The following is a 17,492-nucleotide window of genomic DNA, read 5'->3' on the forward strand; positions in this document are numbered from 1 at the left end:
ATGCCTGCATAGCTCATGACGGTTATCTACCGTATCGCTTCAACTATTTTATTTGCCGCATCTGCTAAATCATGTGCCGGTATTATTTCTAAACCGGAATTTGATAAAATTTCTTCGCCTTTTTCAACGTTTGTACCGGCTAAACGAACTACTAACGGTACTTTTATACCTATGTCTTTTGCAGCTGCAATAATCCCTTCTGCTATAATATCACAACGCATGATACCGCCAAAAATATTAACTAGAATCCCTTGTACTTCTTTATCAGATAAAATTATTTTTAAAGCTTCTTTTACACGTTCACGATCAGCTCCACCACCGACATCCAAGAAATTAGCAGGCGAAGCACCGTAAAGTTTAATAATATCCATAGTGGCCATGGCAAGACCGGCACCGTTAACCATGCAACCGATATTACCGTCCATTTTTACATAGCTAAGTCCTGCATTTGCTGCTCTAGTTTCTAGAGGATCTTCTTCATCATGATCACGCATTGCCGTAATATTCGGATGCCGAAATAAGCCGTTATCGTCAAAAGTAATTTTTGCATCTAAAGCTAATAAGTTCCCGTCGCTATTTACAATTAATGGGTTGATTTCAATTTGTGCTGCATCGGTTTCAATAAAAGCATTATAGACTGATTTTACTATTTCTTTCATCTGTTTGGCTTGGTTATCCTTAAAGCCTAACTCATAAGCTATGCCTCGCATATGAAAATCTTGTAAACCGGTTGCAGGATCAACGGAAAATTTAATAATTTTTTCCGGAGTTTTTTCTGCTACTTCTTCAATATCAACTCCTCCTTCTGTAGAAGCTATGAAAGTAATACAGCTAGCCGATCTATCAAATACTATACTAAAATAATATTCTTTTAAAATATCACAACCTGACTCGATATAAAGACGGTTTACTTTTTGTCCTTGAGGTCCTGTTTGATGCGTTACTAAATTAATACCAAACATGTCATGAGCAACTTTTTTGGCTTCTTCTTTACTCTTAACAACCTTAACACCGCCTGCTTTACCTCTACCGCCAGCATGTATTTGTGCTTTAACCACATATACTTCCGTATTTAATTTATCTATGGTTTCATTAATCTTTTCGGTTTTCGTAACAACTAGCCCGGTGGAAGTAGGTACGCTGTATTTTCTTAAAATCTCTTTTGCTTGATATTCATGAATATTCATTTTAAATAATTTATTTAAATTGCTATTAATTTTTATGGATAAGATGCATTTTTAACTTCTCTTACTATGTCTTTATCAAAAGTGATAAACTTATTAGCACTATTGACTTCTCCTTCTGCAATAATCATATAATCGGCAAAGTCTGCTTTACCTTTAAAGCTGATATTATTATGTCTTGATGTCCAATGATAAAGCTGGAATTATCAATAAGATTAATTACTGCTTCATAAATTTCCTGGCGAGTAAATTTATTTACTTTTAGCACCCATACAAATTCAAGTAATGCATATGATGCAATAAAAATCTTATTAGTGATGTTATTTTTTAAGAAATTTTGAGCTGCTTTACCTTGTATTTCATCATCTGCAAGAAAAGTACGAGTTAAGATATTGGTGTCAATGCCTATCATTTTCGATAACCGCAATACTAATAGCTTCATCTACATCCACTGGACCGTTTTTAGCTTTATATTTACCTTTACCAAAAAAGCTATAGATATCTTTTTTTATAGGAAGCAATTCTAATGTTTCATTGTTTTTGTAGTTAATTATTAACTCAGAACCTGAATGTAAACCAAGTTTATTTCTTATATATTTAGGGATAACTACCTGTCCTTTCGATGAGATTACTACTCTGGCACTTTTACTCATAATACTAATATAGTAAGTTATCTGATCTTACTTTGTATATAAAACACAATTTATTATATGTCAATAAGTTTATAATGAGGTTACTCATTCAATATTCTCTTTAATACGTTATTTTTCCTAATAAAGTGATGATATAATGCAGCTAGTATATGAAAAATAATTAAAGCAGTAAATAAGCAGCCTTTTTATGGATTTTTTTTAAAGATTTTGGCAAATTGTAAATCTGCAGCAAAAGAATTTATAGTAAACAAACCATAAAAATCAATATGATGGTTTGATAAAATAGTTATTAGAAAGCCGCTTATCGGCATTAATAACATTAAAAGCTATAGCAAATTTATATTAATATTAGCGGCTTTTTTTGCCAATTTGGCATATCTTCCGGTAGCAAAACATTAGCATTATAGAATTCCCATAAAAGCCTTATTATTACTAAAGATAAAACAACTATACCGGTTGCTTCATGTATCCCGTATAATTGCCATTTTAAAGGAAGTTCTACGAAATTATCCATTAAGAAACCGACAACGAGCATTAATATAACTATAATGCTCATGATCCAGTGAAAAAGTTTTGCAGTTAAGCCGTAAGAATTTTCAGTATTTGTAAGTAGTATGATAGTACTCAAACTTACTTAATGTCATTGTCGCTCTTCTATGTCATTCCTGCGAAAGCAGGAATCTAAAAAACAATAAAAAATACTAAAATTATTAGTATTTTTAACTAGATCCCATGGACAAGCCACGGGGGGACCCCGAGTCACGGTATGACAGTTTCTTCTTAATGCCCAACTGCCATATCTATAATCTTTTCTGCCTCTGTACCGCTAATTTTTTCTTTATCATTCAGAATGAGATTAGCATTCTTTAAGTCATCTCCTATATGTTCCGCTCTTCCTTTTAAAATCTTAGCTAAAAACTGCTCGGCAAGAGCGTAATATGAGATTCTATTACCGGGTTTTGCAAATCCATGGCCTTCATCTTTGTAAAGTGCATAAACTACCGGTATATGCTTTGCTTGCATGCTGTTTACAATCTGTTCTGATTCTGCCTGCACGACTCTCACATCGTGAACACCTTGTGCTATAAATAAAGGCTTTTTGATATTATCAACAAAATTAATCGGTGATCTTTGTCTTAAAAACTCTTTTTCTTCTTCAGTATCCCAAGGTCCTATACGTGTTTTATATATACTTAACAATGGTGTCATATAAGGAGCTTTAGATTGCACATGAGTTAATAAATTAGACATACCGACAACGTCAACACCGCAAGCAAATACGTCAGGCGTCATGGTAAGACCTACAAGCGTTGCATAACCTCCATAGCTTCCACCCATAATACAAACTTTGTCAGAATCAACTATATTATTCTTAATAGCCCAGTTAACACCATCAATTAAATCGGTGTGCATTTTACCGGCATATTCTAAATTACCGGCGTTTAAGAAATCTTTCCCAAAACCGGTAGAACCACGGTAATTTATACTTAAAACTGCATAACCACGATTTGCAAGCCACTGATGCTCAGGATTGTATCCCCAGCTATCACGTACCCACGGACCGCCGTGGACATTTAAAATTAGAGGTACTTTTCTATCGGGTATATTATTTTTATCGAGCTTTACATCATTTGGAAAAGTGATATAGCTAACTAAATCAAGCCCGTCACGTGACTTGATAATTATCGGTAGCATCTTAGCAAGATTATATTGCTCAAGTTCTTTGCGATTAGTAAATAAAAACTCAGCTTTTTTATTTGCCCTATCATATTTATAATATTTCACCGGTGCATTATCAGCCATATAAGCAACGACCCAAGTTTTATCGTCTAGCGTCCTACTATTAATAATTAAATCACCGCGATCAATAGATTGCAAATATTTAATATCATCTTCAATATCTTTATCTAATATTTTATATGAGACTCTATCATAATCTATAGATACTGCTTGCGGAGTTTGTTTTGTGGGATGAACTGTAAATAAGCCGATATCGGCTTTTGCATCTTCGGCTAATATTTCTTCACTACCTGTAGCTAGTGTTATAGCTTTAAGTGCGGAGGTATTACGATTACGTCCCTCTAGCATATATAAAGTTTCACCGCTAGCATCAAAACCAAGTATGGAAGTGTTAAAAGAATCTTCCATTGATATCTTAGTAAATAACTTTGGTTCTCCGTCTTTGAATTCATAATATTCAACAGCTCCGTCTTTATCTAGTAAGCTACCGAATCTTAAATTTAAATTTTCATCAGTTACATAATCAGTAAATCTATCATTTTTATAAATCAGTTCTTTTTCTAGAGTATCTAGATTTAATTTGTAAATATCAAAATATTCAGGATTACGCTCATTTAAATATATTAATATCTCATTTGGCTTCTTATGACTTGCTCCAGCTATTCCGGCTTTAACTCCTTTTTCGGGAGTAAGTAATTTTGTCTCTTTTGTCTCTATGTTATAGCTATAAATTCGGTCATTTTCATCACCGTTAAAATCTTGGGTATATAAAATATTTTTATTATTATAAGCTTTAGCATAAGACCAAATACCGCGTCCTGTGTCATGGGTTATGGCTTCTGCTTTACTAATATCATCTGAGGGTGCTAGCCAAATGTTTAATACACCGTCTTTCGGTGCAACATATAGAATATATTTGCCGTCGTAGGTTAGAGAAACCCTTGCTTTATCAGGGTTACCGAATAAAACTTTTCTGGGGATTATTTGATTGTTATCCGTTATCGTTTGCGTTTGAAACATAAAAATACCGACACTTATTATTAATATAGTGCCTATAATATAGAAAATTTTACTCATTACTAATAGTTTGTGATTTAGTTTTATAGTCTTTTTATGTCATGCCCGATTCCGCGGAAATGACATTCAGGTCATAAGATATAATTGCTACACTCTCTCAATATTGCTTAAAAACCAATCAACTTCTTTGGTATTAGCATTACGTGTAAATGTCCATTCTTCTTTTAAATCTTCGATTTTGTCAACTACATTTTTACCTTGAAATAGTAATTTAATAAATATGTTATTACCGAACATGTAAATTTCTGAATATTTTGCACTTAAAGCCGATGAGTCAAAAAAATCACCATAGGACGGTGTTATTTTTTCAAATTCTTCCAAGTATCTTTTATCTATCAGCTCGGATAATTCTTTAGCATCTTTTTTATAAGCAGCTTCTATAATCATTTGAAAAGCAGTTTTAGCATTATTTATGAATTTAACCGGATCAAAGGAGTAAAGGCGTTTATAGATTTGTTCCATTCCATCTACGACCGCAGTTATATTATGTTCTACTATTATATCTTTAAAAGCTTTAATATCTTGGGCTGTTGGAATATTTTTTTCTTCTTTATTAGATTTAAATGTACTGTAAGTTACGTCCTTAATAACCGGTTCGCCAAAATAAGATTTTTGCTTTGTCTGTTCCTCTTCTGAAGTAGAACCGAGAGTAGTCATTAATTTGTTGATAATGTAAAAGGCAATAACGGCAAAAATTAATAACTCTATTATTTGAGGAGACATTTTCTATTTATTTTTATTAAAAGATTATTCTTATATTATATCTTAATATAAAAAAATAATTTTTTAAAGTTATTTAATAAAAATAAGGATTTATTTTTATTTGAGTTATACTTAAAATTTAAAAAATAACTAAAATATCTTGATTATTTTAATTATTATGATATTATCGTTTTGTAAATGATATTTAAACTCCATCATTGCAAAACATTTATAGCCTTTAGTCCATTTATGCTAGGGGGCTGTTGTACTAAAGCTTAATTTTTAAGTGTTTTTAGTATAATGGATAATTATTGTTTTCAATGATTGAGTTTATCCCCTAGCACCTATCTATCTACTCACTTTTAATTGACGAATGAACTGGCGAGCTGGTAATTCAATTATATAATGCAAAATAGTAGCTATTGTAACCGAAGTAGCAAATTTAAGCCATAAAGGAGTTGGATAAATCCAGTAATATGCTACAAAAAATTCTGTAGTTAAAGCAGAAAGGTATAAAGAATATGAAATTTGACCTAGAAAATATGTTATTGGATTACCGAAAATAAGTTTACTTAATCCTGAATCATTAGATGTTCCAATAATTATTAAGGATGAGCCAACTGCAAGCCACCAAAGTGTTTCTGCATTAATTATAATAAAAATATAAGCAAAAACAGCAATTCCTACAAATGTAATAATATCATAAATAATATAATTAAGTTTCAAAGATTTTATATATTTTGTAATAAAAAATGTTATACAACCAAAAATAAATACACCTAAAAACATTATTAAGCTTTTACCGTAAGCAAATTGTACTCTTTTGTTATACTAATATGGGTCTGCAGCCATTGAAAAGCATAAGGAGCAGGAATTATCCCATAAGATATAAATAACAAGATTATCAATAACTTAATTATTGATAATCTTTGCATCAATGATATTAAAAAAGGAAATAATTAATATGCAAACATTGCCGTACTTATTGAACATGAAGGTTGATTCCAAGATACTAAATCCGTGAACCCCCATGCTTGAATAAGGAACACATTAAGAAGAAAAGTATAAGAATTATCTTAGGGTGAAAGAATTTCTGACAAAATCGACTCTGCATTAATACGCATAAAAGCATAAATAAATGTAAGGGATAAACTCTGGCAATACGTAAAAAACTTTTATAACTAACGGTATGCGTATAAAATCTAGTATTATATACATAACATAAAATAAAGCCGGATAACACAAAAAATATTACAACCCCAAGACTGCCAAATCTTGCTATATTCATTCCAATTGAGTTACCTGGCCAAATTATATGTGGCGTGTAAGAAGAATACCCATAATGCAGTATACCCGCGTAAACCTGTTAATCCTTTTATTTCTTTTAAGTTATCTATTTTGTTATGCCATATTTAAGTTATAACATTACTGATTAAAATATGGCATGATAATAATTTTTTTAATAAATTATTAGATTCTTATATTCAGAGATCTTTTAATAAGTGTGCCACTTTTATAGCATTATCAAATCCGTGATCGTAATGAAATCTTATATCAGGCGAGAATTTCATATTTATTTTATTAGTAATAAACTTTCTGATAGCATTTTTAGAATTATTTAATGCATCCATAATTTCATCTATTGTTAGTTTAGTATTAAAAGGCAAGAAATGACAATTAGCTATTTTGAGATCAGCAGTAACTATAACTTTCGTAATAGTGAGAGGACAATCCAAAAGTCTGCTATCCAGCATTTTGCCACGCCTTAGAATTTCTATTAATGCTTCATTTATAATGCTTGCTAATTTTTGTTGTCTATGAGAATTAGTTTTGGTTAATTTTTTCATGCGTTAAAATATATACAATTCTAAGGCATAATAGCATGCTTTTGCCAAACAACCAATACCTAAAAATTTTAGAAATTTTGTTTTAAAAAAACCAGAGAACAAAGAAATAAAGCTTCCCCAAAAAGAAAATGCCATTAAGAAAATTATAAATATCTCATATTTATAATATAGTTTTGTTAAATTTTTATGTCTTAAAATATTTTGTGCATTTTTGGAAGCATAAAAGATATTTAAAACTATTCTTCCAACAATATAATTGATTGCATTACCGCTAAGAGAAGCACAAATAGCTACTAACAGCATTATTAAACTATTATAGCCTCCGAACATTTTCATAGAATGAAATATTAATTCATTCTGAAAACCTATAATAAGATTTGAAACAAAACTATCAACAAATAATAAACTATATGCTTCAAATTGATTCATGAATGTAATATATTGAATTTTGATTAGGGGTATTAATCGTCATTACGAGGAAAAAAACTGTAAGTTTTGACGAAGCAATCTCATGCTAAAATCCTGAGATTGCCATAACCCTTACTATCTAACACAAAAATAAAGTAACTGGCAATGAAAAAGCAAATTATTTATCCTGATTTTATAGCACGAATTTTTTCTACGGCACTTGATTTATCAGTCTTTGCATTTATAGCAATCCCAATATCACAATTTTGTTCTTTTAATTTATTATGGTTGTTCTTTAATGATTATTTCCTTAGCAATAACATTAATCTTCATAATCCCAATGAAATGTTTAACTCGTTTATGAGTCAGGAATTTTATGAATATCTTAAAGCAGGAAATTTTAATAAATATATTTTGTTTAATATTTCAATTTTTGCTACTAATATATTAGTAATAGGCTCATATTTCATAACGCTTTGGTATTATAAAGGTGCAACGCTTAGTAAAATGTTTTTACGTATGAAAATCGTAGATGCCGTAACATTAAATCGTCCGACCTTAAAGCAGTTAATTAAAAGATTTTTAGGGTATATGACTTTTCCTATCGGTATTTTTTTCATACTTTTTTCTTCTAAAAAACAAGCATTACATGATAAAATAGCTGGAACCGTCGTTATTAAGTCTTAAATATACTCCTAAGTAATAGACGAAGTTTAATTTGGAAAGGAGCAAGGAGTTATAAGGCGAGGAGCGGAGCGTATACACTTAATAGGTGAGTACCGCAGTTCTTATAATACGACGTAGCTCATTTTTCAAATTAAACGAGTATATTTATGAATGAAACAAATGATAATGATATAGATCAGCTAATTTATCTTTTTTCAAAATTACCCGGTCTTGGTAGTAGATCGGCAAGGCGTATAGCGCTTTACCTATTGCAAGATAAAGACGTAAGGTTAAAAAGCCTAATTAATAATCTTGTAGAGATAGATAAGAAAATAGTAAAATGCGAGATTTGCGGTAATATGGATACGGAAAATATTTGCCGTATTTGTTCTTCTGAATATAGAGATAAATCAATTATTGCTATTGTCGAAACTGTGGCTGAATTATGGGCAATGGAACGTAGCGGTAATTTTAAAGGTTTATATCATGTACTCGGTCATAATTTATCGGCAGCTAGTAGACAAAACCCTAGCATACTTCGGTTACCTGAACTACGCACAAGATGTTTTGCAGAAAATATTAAAGAAGTTATTATTGCTACTAATTCTACTTTAGAAGGTCAGACTACTGCTTATTTTATTACAGAATATTTAAAAGAGCATCCTGCTAAAATTTCTCGCCTTGCTAGCGGTATACCTATCGGAGGTGAACTTGATTATTTAGACGAGGGTACCGTATCTGCCGCTATTAACCTACGCCAACCTTTTGAGTAAAAATTAATAATTTTATTAAAGTTATAGTGAATCTTGATGAAATTCTAGATGATGTTCGCCGGCGAATTTTATTACATCATTATGATTTCCTTGATGATCAAAATGTATCAGTAATTCACCTTGTTCGTTTGAATGTAATATATTTGTGAATAAACGCTGGTCACCATCAATTTTAATGTCAACTACTTTTTTACCGATAAATTTAACGCCGTTATCCCCCTGTTGTCTATATATTATATCTTTCTTTAAGGCATTTATAAATTTATCACATTTATTCTTATCTAATTTTTCTTGTAATTTTGCGCTAATTCTTCCATAACATTCAAGTCCTTGATATTTGCCTTTGTAATTTCTCCTTCTTGATTAACTTTCCAACTGCTGTAACTAGGAATAACCTGTCCGATAGTATGAAGTAAATGTGCATTTTTTATTGATTGATAATATTCATGAATTTCTATAGGATTTTGATTTTCATACTGCTCTAGCTCTTCTTTAAGTGATAATAAACCAATATATTCCTGTATCTTTTCGTGATCATTAGTTAGCCTTGCAGCTGTGAAGCCATTCTCAATGGCTTCCTGATTTTTATTATCATATGGTAAAATTTCCTCAACTTTCTTTAACGCTAAGTTGTATTTCTTAATTGCGATTAAACAACTGATAATCTTATTAATTTTTTCTATAGCTTGTGCTTGTGCAAAATTAAGGTTGCTAACAAGAGCTTCGATATGAATTTGATTAATATATTCTTCAGGATTTAATAAAAATTCTATTGCCTGGAAGATATTACTGAGATATGGAGTTATTTTATTTTTAGGTATTTTTTGTATAAATTGTTTAGCTAATTCATATTGTTTAGTAAGGCTGTTGTAGATAGTAATATAACACCACTAATAGAGTTGCTAATTTCGATTCACTCATCCTTTAGGTTTTCTTCATTCACAATTTTCTCAGCAGCAGAATATTGATTGTATTTGGCAATATATTGAAAACATCGAAACTGTTCTTTACTATCTTTAGATAAATTGTCTTGGTTAATTAGATTTAATTTAGCTTCAGCAATTTCAGCTAAATTAAAACTCATTGCTGTCAAAGTTTTGATATCTGTAGGAGTATTTTTGATTAAATTTTTTGTTTCTATTGCCCTTTCGTTAAGTAAATAAATATTAAATAAGCTATAGATTGAATCGCTATCTTTTGGTCGATCCTTTAAAATGCGTAATAATTGCTCTTCGTCTAATGATAATTTTCCTGTATTATTATAGGCTACTAATAGATTATAACGGCAAAAATAGATGAATTTACTTTCCTGTTTTTGCTCATTGTTTACTAGATTCGCTAGTCGTGGTGCAAGTAATGTTATTATTTCATCATATTTTTTGGTAGCAAGCAATATTTCAGAAAAAGAGCCTAGAATAGCAAAATCTTCTATATTTGCTAATTGTTTAATAATATCAGGTTGAAATTCAGGTTTTACAAATAATAAAATTTCTGCAATAAAATTTAGATATTTTTGATACCATTCTCATTGAGTTTTGAGTAAATTTAAAACTATAGGTGCTGATTTAAGTATATCTTTAGCTACTTCTTCAATTAATGCAATATTCTTTTCTACTACGGCTAAACGAAAAATATTTTCCTTAACGATAAATTTATTGATAATCTTAGTGATAGGGTTAGAAGAATTGGAGCTAGGTTTGTATTCAAAAAATATTTCTACTTTAGAATTTTTATTAATTAAAGCATTATATTCACTAATCTCATAATCTTTAAATAACTCATGATTTGTAAGTTCTGCGTAACTGTATTTTTTAGTACACATTCCAATAGCTTTTTTGGGGTTTTTATCTCTTGTATCTTCTTAATTGCTAAATTAGCAAATTCTGGAGCTAATTTTGAATTTTTTATTTCTTCAATAGTTCTTAAATAATTATTTTTTATATCAAAATCCTTAACTATTGCTGAGTACAATTCTATAGCTGTATTTAAGGTAATATTGGAGCTTCAAGTTATAACCATAAAATATGGTTATTTTCAGAGAAGTTAATAGAAGACTTTTTTGATTTCATATATGATGCCTAGTTATTTTTAACAAGGCATCATACATTAGTTTAATTCTTAGTAAAAAAATTATTAATATTTTTTAATAATTACCCACCGAATTGCTCTTTAATAATTCTATCTTCCAGCGTATGGTTTTTATTAAAGAGCAGTTTGACAGGCTTATCCTTAGTAGATTTAACGGTAACATTTGTGATATTATTAAACTCCTGAAAGTCGGCAGTAGCATTTACCGGTCGTTTATTTGTATTAAGTATTTCAAATTTAATCGTAGCAGATGAAAGCAGTAAAGCACCGTGCCATCTACGCGGTCTAAACGAGCAGATAGGGGTTAGGCATAACATGTTTGACTCAAGCGGTAAAATAGGACCGCTGGCAGATAAATTATAAGCACTACTTCCGGCAGGTGTTGCAACTAAAGCTCCGTCTGCTACTAATTCGCTCATTCTCTCTATCCCGTTTACGTCTATTCTAAATTTAGCAGCTTGATTAGTTTTACGAAATATCGATACTTCGTTAATAGCAAGTGCCGTATATATTTGACCGCTCGTATCTTCGATTTGCATAAGAAGAGGATTTAGGATAGAAACCGTACTTTCGTGTATATTTTGTAATAAATTTTTGGTATCTAAAGGATTCATTAAAAAGCCGAGGCTTCCTAAATTAACTCCGTAAAAAGGTATATTAAGATGCATATAGCGGTGAATATTATGTAGTAATTCTCCATCCCCGCCTATTACGATAATGACCTCCGCTTCCTCTATTTTACAATAATTATAGAGTTTTTTTATTTCCTCTATAATAGCTAAATGTTTGGAATTTTGGTTATAAATCAATGCTATTTTATTTATATTCATTATATGAATTTCTTTTTTAATATATAGACGCTTAACTAATAATAAGTTATAAGAATAAAGTAATAAAATAAATATTAAGTTAAATTATGTCATCATTCAACATCAAAAATCATAAAAATGATCTGCTATTTGTACCGCTAGGGGGATCTAATGAAATAGGTATGAATCTTAATCTTTACCATTATCAAGGTAAATGGTTAATGGTTGATTGTGGTAGCGGCTTTGCCGATGATTATTTACCCGGTGTTGATATGATAATTGCTGATAGCAGCTTTATCGAGAAATATAAAAAAGATATAGTAGGTCTGATTTTAACTCATGCTCACGAGGATCATTTAGGTGGAGTCCAATATTTATGGAATAGCCTTAAGGGTCCTATTTATACTACTACTTTTACAGCAAATTTTTTAAAAATTCGTTTAAATGAATATGATTTTGCTAAAAATATAAAAATTCATGAAGTAAAACCCGGTAGTAAAATAAATCTAGATCCTTTTTCCTTAGAGATGGTGCCACTGACTCACTCGGCTCCTGAAATGCAAGCAATTATGATCCGTACGGATGCAGGTAATATTTTACATACGGGGGATTGGAAATTTGATAACGATCCGATACTTGGACAAAAAGCCAATGAGGAGCTTTTAAAATCTTACGGAGATGAAGGGGTTCTTGCACTTGTTTGTGATTCAACTAACGTATTTAATAAAGGAAGCTCAGGTTCTGAGGGGGATGTTAGAAAAAGTTTAGTAGATATTATAGCCGGTTGTCCTCAAATGGTAGTAGTTTCAACCTTTGCCTCTAATTTAGCACGGCTTGATACAATAATTCATGCTGCAGGGCTTGCGGGTAGAAAAGTAGTCTTAACCGGTAGAAGTTTGCACCGTATGATGCTTGCTGCGCAGGAAAGCGGCTATTTGAAAGATATTGCTCCTCTAATTAGTGAACGTGATGTTAGCAGATTTAGAAGAGAAGAATTATTAGTAATTGCTACCGGTTGTCAAGGTGAGCCTATGGCTGCCACCGCAAAACTGGCTAGTAATTCTCACCCGTCTATAAAGCTTGTTCCTAAGGATACAATGATTTTTTCTTCAAAAATTATTCCGGGTAATGAAAAGAAAATATTCAGGCTATTTAATATATTTGTTAAAGCCGGTGTAGAAGTTATTACCGAGCGAGACCATTTTGTACATGTTTCAGGACATCCATCGATTGACGAGCTACAAAAAATGTATTCTCTAATTAGACCGAATATTTGTATACCTGTTCACGGCGAGCCTGTACATATTCATGAACATGTTAAGCTTGCTAAGAAAAACGGCATAAAACAGTCAGTAGAGGTTGAAAACGGTAGTGTAGTACTGCTTGAACCTAATAATGCAAAAGTAATTTCAAAGGTTGAAAACGGTTATTTAGCTGTTGACGGTAATTATTTGCTGTCCGTTGAATCTCCGATTTTCAAAGCTAGAAGACGTATGCGTGAATCGGGTATTGTGGTAGCATCAGTAGTCATTAATAAAAAAGGACTGCTTGCTGCAAACCCAATGCTGTCTATGCCCGGGCTGCTTGATCCGAAAGAGGATATGGCATTAGTGAACCTCATTAAAAACGACATTAAAGAACTTGTTACCATTCAAAATAAACAGGCAAAAAAAGCATTGTCGGATGAACAAGTAATCGAGGCAATAAAAGGAACAATCCGTAAAACCTTAAAACAAGAAATTAATAAGTCACCCGTTATAATAGTAAATCTTGAGAAAGCTGTGGAGTAGTGAAATTGTTATTGTGAGTAGTATTGTTTTATGGCTCGAGAAATTCGCTCGATGTCATTCCCGCCTTCGTGAGAATGACATAAACAAGCCAAGCAACGATACCTACAAACCTGCAAGTGACAAAGAAAAAATAAGCACATGAACAAATTTAAAAATATTGCGGTTTATGGGGGAGGGAGTTTCGGTACTAGCCTTGCTTCTTTAGCAGCACAAAACTGTAATAACGTTACTTTATTTTTACGTGATGAGGCAATAGCAAAGGAAATTTTACATAACAAAACTAATGTAAAATATTTAGGGGATATTAAATTACCTTCTCATTTACAGGCTACTACAAACTTAGATATAATTAAGGATTTTGAACTAATTATTATTGCAGTGCCGTCTTACGCTTTTGATGACTCAATAAAATTATTAAAAACTCACAGCATTTCTAAAAACAATACTCTTCTAATTGCAACAAAAGGCTTTGCCCGTAATCCTACCGCATTATTTTCAGATAGGTTAAAAACTCTATTACCGCATAACCCTACAGCGTTTTTTGTAGGTCCGAATCTAGCAAAAGAACTTGCTAAAAATTTACCTGCTTCGGCAAGTATTGCAAGTCTAGATATAGATATAGCAAATAAAATAGCTTATAACCTAAGTTCAAAAATTTTTACTACTAATGTGTCAAGCGATATTGTAACATTACAGGTAGCAGGAGCTTTAAAAAATATTTTTGCTATTAAAAGCGGTATTGATTTAGCAAGAAAGCAGGGCGAAAATGCAAGAGCAACGCTTATAGTAGCTGCCTTAAAAGAAATTGCTATTTTGTCTAAAGCTTTAGGTGGTATGCAAAAAAATTCTGATATTTTACTAGAGGGTGTAGTAGGCGATTTAGTGCTTACTTGTTATTCGTTAGGTTCACGTAATACAAAATTTGGTTATGAACTTGGAATTAGTAGCGATAAAAAGAAATTTTTACAGGAATATAAAGAGCTAGTAGAGGGAAGAGAAGCATTAAAATTAGTTTTGGATTTGATAAAAAAATATAATTTACATATGCCTATAATTTCCGAAGTAGCTTCGTGTGTTATTCCTTATGTCATTCCTGCGAAAGCAGTAATCCAGAAAAAAGTATAAATACAGCAAATTTTTGAAATTAAAAGCTCGATTCATCTCGTTTTATGCTAGATTCCTGCTTTCGCAGGAATGACATATGACTCCACGCGAGCAATACCAATCAAGTATTACAGCAATCTCTTCATCTGTTCTTGCTCTAATTTTTCTTCTTTATCTAGTTTGTTTAAAAATTCTTTATAAAAACCGTTTGTTATATATACAAGTTCCATTTCGGTATTTAATTCAGAAGATTTAAGTATGATTACACATGCACCATCCTTGAAAGTAACCACTTTATCATTTTCTTCTTCTAAACTATATTTATCTTTTAAAATGTTATAAAACTCTTCAAATTTATTTTGATCTATAGTTAAAATAACGGCTTTAAAATCATTACATATCACTAAAGCTTTATATATAGTTTTTGTATTTGGTTCTATATCACTATATAATAATTATATCCTTGCCAATAATTAGGTTCTTTATTGATGATTTTGTATTTTTTTTGTTAGATCTATATTGGTAGTTTTATTTAATTCAAGCCCAAGTGGCATAGGATTAGAATAGATATTTAAACAAAAAAATATAATGAATAAGGATAATAGATTTTGCATAAATAATATGAAAATTTCATATTAAATTAGACACCTTAAATAACATAAAATTTTTAAAGTTTCAATTAGAAATTTATTTTGGTCTGATGAATTAAAAATCTTTACAAAATTTAGTGAAAAAAAATAAAACCTCATATATTATAAGTAATTATATCTTTAGCTCATTACATGATAATCTTTAGTATAGTTTTTTTTAAAACCGTTTCGGTATTATTAAGTTTAGTAATAGGATTTTTAGCAGGTAAATATTCAAATGTTGAAAAAGATAGTATCTCCTCGTTACTATTCTATTTTATATCACCTATAGTATTTTTTACGATACCTGCTAGTACAACCTTAACACTTGCGGCATTAAGCGTTACGGTTGTAACATTTGTAATTGCAACATTCTTATCGCTCTTTTCTTATTATTTTTTTGGTAAATTTTGGCAGGATCATACACGTAATATTATAGCTTTGTCTGCAGGTACGGCAAATGGCGGGTATTTTATGTTGCCTATAGCTGCAGCACTTTTTGATGATTATACATTAAGTATTTACATGATGGCTGTTATAGGAGTGAATATTTATGAATGTTCCGTCGGCTTTTATATTTGTATGAGGAGCTTTGCTAATACTACCGATAGTATATTAAAAGTAGTAAAATTACCGATTTTAAATGCTTTTTTCTTGGGATGTTTATTTAGTTTTTGCGGTTTTACTTTACCGGATTTTTTAGATGATTTTATATATAATATGAAAGGCTCTTTTTCGATACTCGGTATGGTGATGGTGGGTCTTGCTCTTTCGTCTCTACAAAAATTTGAAGTCGATATCAAATTTACTCTTGCTACTTTTGCTGCTAAATTTCTATTCTATCCTTTGGGAGTAGGGTTATTTATCATGTTTGATCATTTTGTAACAAAATGGTATAACAATGATTACTATAATGCCCTAAAACTACTTTCTACGGCACCACTCGCAGCAAATACTATAGTTATAGCGAATTTACAGAAATTTTACCCTGAAAAAGTTGCAGCTACTGTGTTTTTATCTTTGCTTTTTGTAGTTATATATATGCCGACCATGGTCAGTATATTTTTAAGTGACTTAAATTAATAACATGATGACAATGATTTTTTTACAATTTATTCTAAATTGGTATTAATAGGTTCATATGAAAATTAATTCAATAAAAATTGGTCCCTATATTAATTTATTACCTCTTCAATATATACCGAAACATAAAATTTCTTATTTGGAATTCGGTGATCCTAAAAATAAAAATATAATAGTATGTGCTCACGGTTTAACTAGAAATGCTCATGATTTTGATAAAATAGCTAAAGAGTTGAGTAAAAATTATAGAGTAATTGCAATAAATTATCCCGGTCGCAGTGATAGCGAAAATTTAAAAAAAGCTAATCATTATAACTATACGACTTATATTAAAGATACGTTATTTTTTTTAAAAAGGCTCAATATCAAAAATCCTATTTGGCTTGGTACTTCAATGGGTGGTATTATAGGTATGGTGCTTGCCAGTAAATATAAAAATATTTTTAAAGCCTTAATATTAAATGATGTAGGGGCGTTTATTGATGCTGCTCCTTTAATTAAAATTGGAGGTTATGCTAAAAAAACGATACTCTTAGATGATTTGGCTAGTGCAAAAGAACATTTAAAACTTATTTATGCACAAAGCGGTATTAAAGATGAAGAAGATTGGGATTATTTAACAAAATATAGTGTAATTTCTACATTCGGCGGAAAATATAAAATGAATTATGATCCTGCTATAACAAAAGGCATGAACAATGCTAGTAACCAGGAAGATATTAAACTATGGTCTGTATGGAATAAAATAAAATGTAGAATATTAGTAATTCATGGGATGAAATCTCAAATTTTAACAAAATCTACTATTAAAAAGATGAAAGAAACAAAAATTTTTGATCTTTATGAAATAAAATATGCCGGTCATGCTCCTTCTCTAATGAACCCTGAAGAAATTAACTATGTCAAATCTTGGTTAGAAAAGAAGTCTTAGATTGTGTG

The 17,492-nt window shown here is 30.7% G+C and carries 18 protein-coding genes and 2 pseudogenes; 6 read left to right on the forward strand and 14 right to left on the reverse strand.

From position 1 onward, the window contains the following. Positions 1 to 26: 26 nt before the first annotated feature. The 10 genes and pseudogenes from sucC to RJP_RS03205 form a co-directional block, all read right to left on the reverse strand. Positions 27 to 1,187: an ADP-forming succinate--CoA ligase subunit beta gene (gene sucC, locus RJP_RS03160; RefSeq protein WP_014120777.1), complete on the reverse strand. Its 1,161-nt coding sequence runs from the start codon at positions 1,185 to 1,187 to the stop codon at positions 27 to 29. A 32-nt stretch (positions 1,188 to 1,219) separates the two neighbouring features. Next, positions 1,220 to 1,596, reverse strand: a pseudogene (locus tag RJP_RS03165) (PIN domain-containing protein). Further along, positions 1,583 to 1,837 (reverse strand): AbrB/MazE/SpoVT family DNA-binding domain-containing protein, encoded by a 255-nt coding sequence (locus RJP_RS03170; RefSeq protein ID WP_014120779.1) that lies wholly within the window; start codon positions 1,835 to 1,837, stop codon positions 1,583 to 1,585. The pseudogene RJP_RS03165 and the gene RJP_RS03170 overlap by 14 nt, the downstream one beginning before the upstream one ends. 337 nt (positions 1,838 to 2,174) lie before the next feature. Beyond that, positions 2,175 to 2,453, reverse strand: a complete 279-nt coding sequence (locus tag RJP_RS03180; RefSeq protein ID WP_024704544.1) for a cytochrome b — start codon at positions 2,451 to 2,453, stop codon at positions 2,175 to 2,177. A 164-nt stretch (positions 2,454 to 2,617) separates the two neighbouring features. Continuing rightward, the gene (locus RJP_RS03185) at positions 2,618 to 4,654 is read right to left on the reverse strand and encodes a S9 family peptidase (RefSeq protein WP_014120780.1); all 2,037 of its coding nucleotides are present in this window, start codon (positions 4,652 to 4,654) and stop codon (positions 2,618 to 2,620) included. 87 nt (positions 4,655 to 4,741) lie between these two features. Beyond that, positions 4,742 to 5,377 carry a Tim44 domain-containing protein gene (locus RJP_RS03190; protein WP_014120781.1) on the reverse strand — a complete coding sequence of 212 codons (636 nt, stop codon included), beginning with the start codon at positions 5,375 to 5,377 and terminating at the stop codon, positions 4,742 to 4,744. 327 nt (positions 5,378 to 5,704) lie between these two features. After that, on the reverse strand, positions 5,705 to 6,082 hold the full coding sequence (locus RJP_RS03195) for an acyltransferase family protein (protein WP_225981207.1): 378 nt from the start codon (positions 6,080 to 6,082) through the stop codon (positions 5,705 to 5,707). Positions 6,083 to 6,479: 397 nt separating this feature from the next. Further along, positions 6,480 to 6,697, reverse strand: a pseudogene (locus RJP_RS11315) (hypothetical protein); the annotation flags it as partial. Positions 6,698 to 6,840: 143 nt separating this feature from the next. Further along, positions 6,841 to 7,203, reverse strand: coding sequence for a 30S ribosome-binding factor RbfA (gene rbfA / locus RJP_RS03200; RefSeq protein WP_014120783.1), 363 nt, complete (start codon positions 7,201 to 7,203; stop codon positions 6,841 to 6,843). Between the two features lie 3 nt (positions 7,204 to 7,206). Continuing rightward, on the reverse strand, positions 7,207 to 7,632 hold the full coding sequence (locus RJP_RS03205; RefSeq protein WP_014014301.1) for a YqaA family protein: 426 nt from the start codon (positions 7,630 to 7,632) through the stop codon (positions 7,207 to 7,209). A 144-nt stretch (positions 7,633 to 7,776) separates the two neighbouring features. Between RJP_RS03205 and RJP_RS03210 the strand changes: the two genes are divergently transcribed. Together RJP_RS03210 and recR are read left to right on the forward strand one after the other, a co-directional pair. After that, the gene (locus RJP_RS03210) at positions 7,777 to 8,298 is read left to right on the forward strand and encodes an RDD family protein (RefSeq protein WP_014120784.1); all 522 of its coding nucleotides are present in this window, start codon (positions 7,777 to 7,779) and stop codon (positions 8,296 to 8,298) included. Positions 8,299 to 8,444: 146 nt separating this feature from the next. After that, positions 8,445 to 9,050, forward strand: a complete 606-nt coding sequence (gene recR, locus RJP_RS03215; RefSeq protein WP_014120785.1) for a recombination mediator RecR — start codon at positions 8,445 to 8,447, stop codon at positions 9,048 to 9,050. Between the two features lie 913 nt (positions 9,051 to 9,963). On the opposite strand, the gene RJP_RS09435 is transcribed toward recR, so the two are convergent. The 3 genes from RJP_RS09435 to RJP_RS03230 form a co-directional block, all read right to left on the reverse strand. Continuing rightward, positions 9,964 to 10,443 (reverse strand): hypothetical protein, encoded by a 480-nt coding sequence (locus tag RJP_RS09435; protein WP_014120786.1) that lies wholly within the window; start codon positions 10,441 to 10,443, stop codon positions 9,964 to 9,966. Positions 10,444 to 10,575: 132 nt separating this feature from the next. After that, entirely contained in the window at positions 10,576 to 10,872 is a 297-nt protein-coding gene (locus RJP_RS03225; protein ID WP_014120787.1) for a hypothetical protein, read from the reverse strand. 328 nt (positions 10,873 to 11,200) lie between these two features. Next, positions 11,201 to 11,968, reverse strand: a complete 768-nt coding sequence (locus tag RJP_RS03230) for an NAD kinase (protein ID WP_014014304.1) — start codon at positions 11,966 to 11,968, stop codon at positions 11,201 to 11,203. A gap of 86 nt (positions 11,969 to 12,054) precedes the next feature. Between RJP_RS03230 and RJP_RS03235 the strand changes: the two genes are divergently transcribed. Both RJP_RS03235 and RJP_RS03240 read left to right on the forward strand, forming a co-directional pair. After that, positions 12,055 to 13,737, forward strand: coding sequence for a ribonuclease J (locus RJP_RS03235; protein WP_014120788.1), 1,683 nt, complete (start codon positions 12,055 to 12,057; stop codon positions 13,735 to 13,737). A gap of 138 nt (positions 13,738 to 13,875) precedes the next feature. Continuing rightward, the gene (locus RJP_RS03240; protein WP_014120789.1) at positions 13,876 to 14,862 is read left to right on the forward strand and encodes an NAD(P)H-dependent glycerol-3-phosphate dehydrogenase; all 987 of its coding nucleotides are present in this window, start codon (positions 13,876 to 13,878) and stop codon (positions 14,860 to 14,862) included. Between the two features lie 107 nt (positions 14,863 to 14,969). On the opposite strand, the gene RJP_RS07785 is transcribed toward RJP_RS03240, so the two are convergent. Further along, positions 14,970 to 15,245, reverse strand: a complete 276-nt coding sequence (locus tag RJP_RS07785; protein ID WP_081497903.1) for a hypothetical protein — start codon at positions 15,243 to 15,245, stop codon at positions 14,970 to 14,972. A 378-nt stretch (positions 15,246 to 15,623) separates the two neighbouring features. On the opposite strand from RJP_RS07785, the gene RJP_RS03250 reads away from it, so the two are divergent. Next, positions 15,624 to 16,553, forward strand: a complete 930-nt coding sequence (locus RJP_RS03250) for an AEC family transporter (protein WP_014120790.1) — start codon at positions 15,624 to 15,626, stop codon at positions 16,551 to 16,553. A 58-nt stretch (positions 16,554 to 16,611) separates the two neighbouring features. Continuing rightward, a complete protein-coding gene (locus RJP_RS03255; protein WP_014120791.1) occupies positions 16,612 to 17,484 on the forward strand; it encodes an alpha/beta fold hydrolase in 873 nt (290 codons plus the stop codon). Positions 17,485 to 17,492: the final 8 nt, after the last annotated feature.

The organism is Rickettsia japonica YH, from assembly GCF_000283595.1.
Taxonomy (GTDB): domain Bacteria; phylum Pseudomonadota; class Alphaproteobacteria; order Rickettsiales; family Rickettsiaceae; genus Rickettsia; species Rickettsia rickettsii.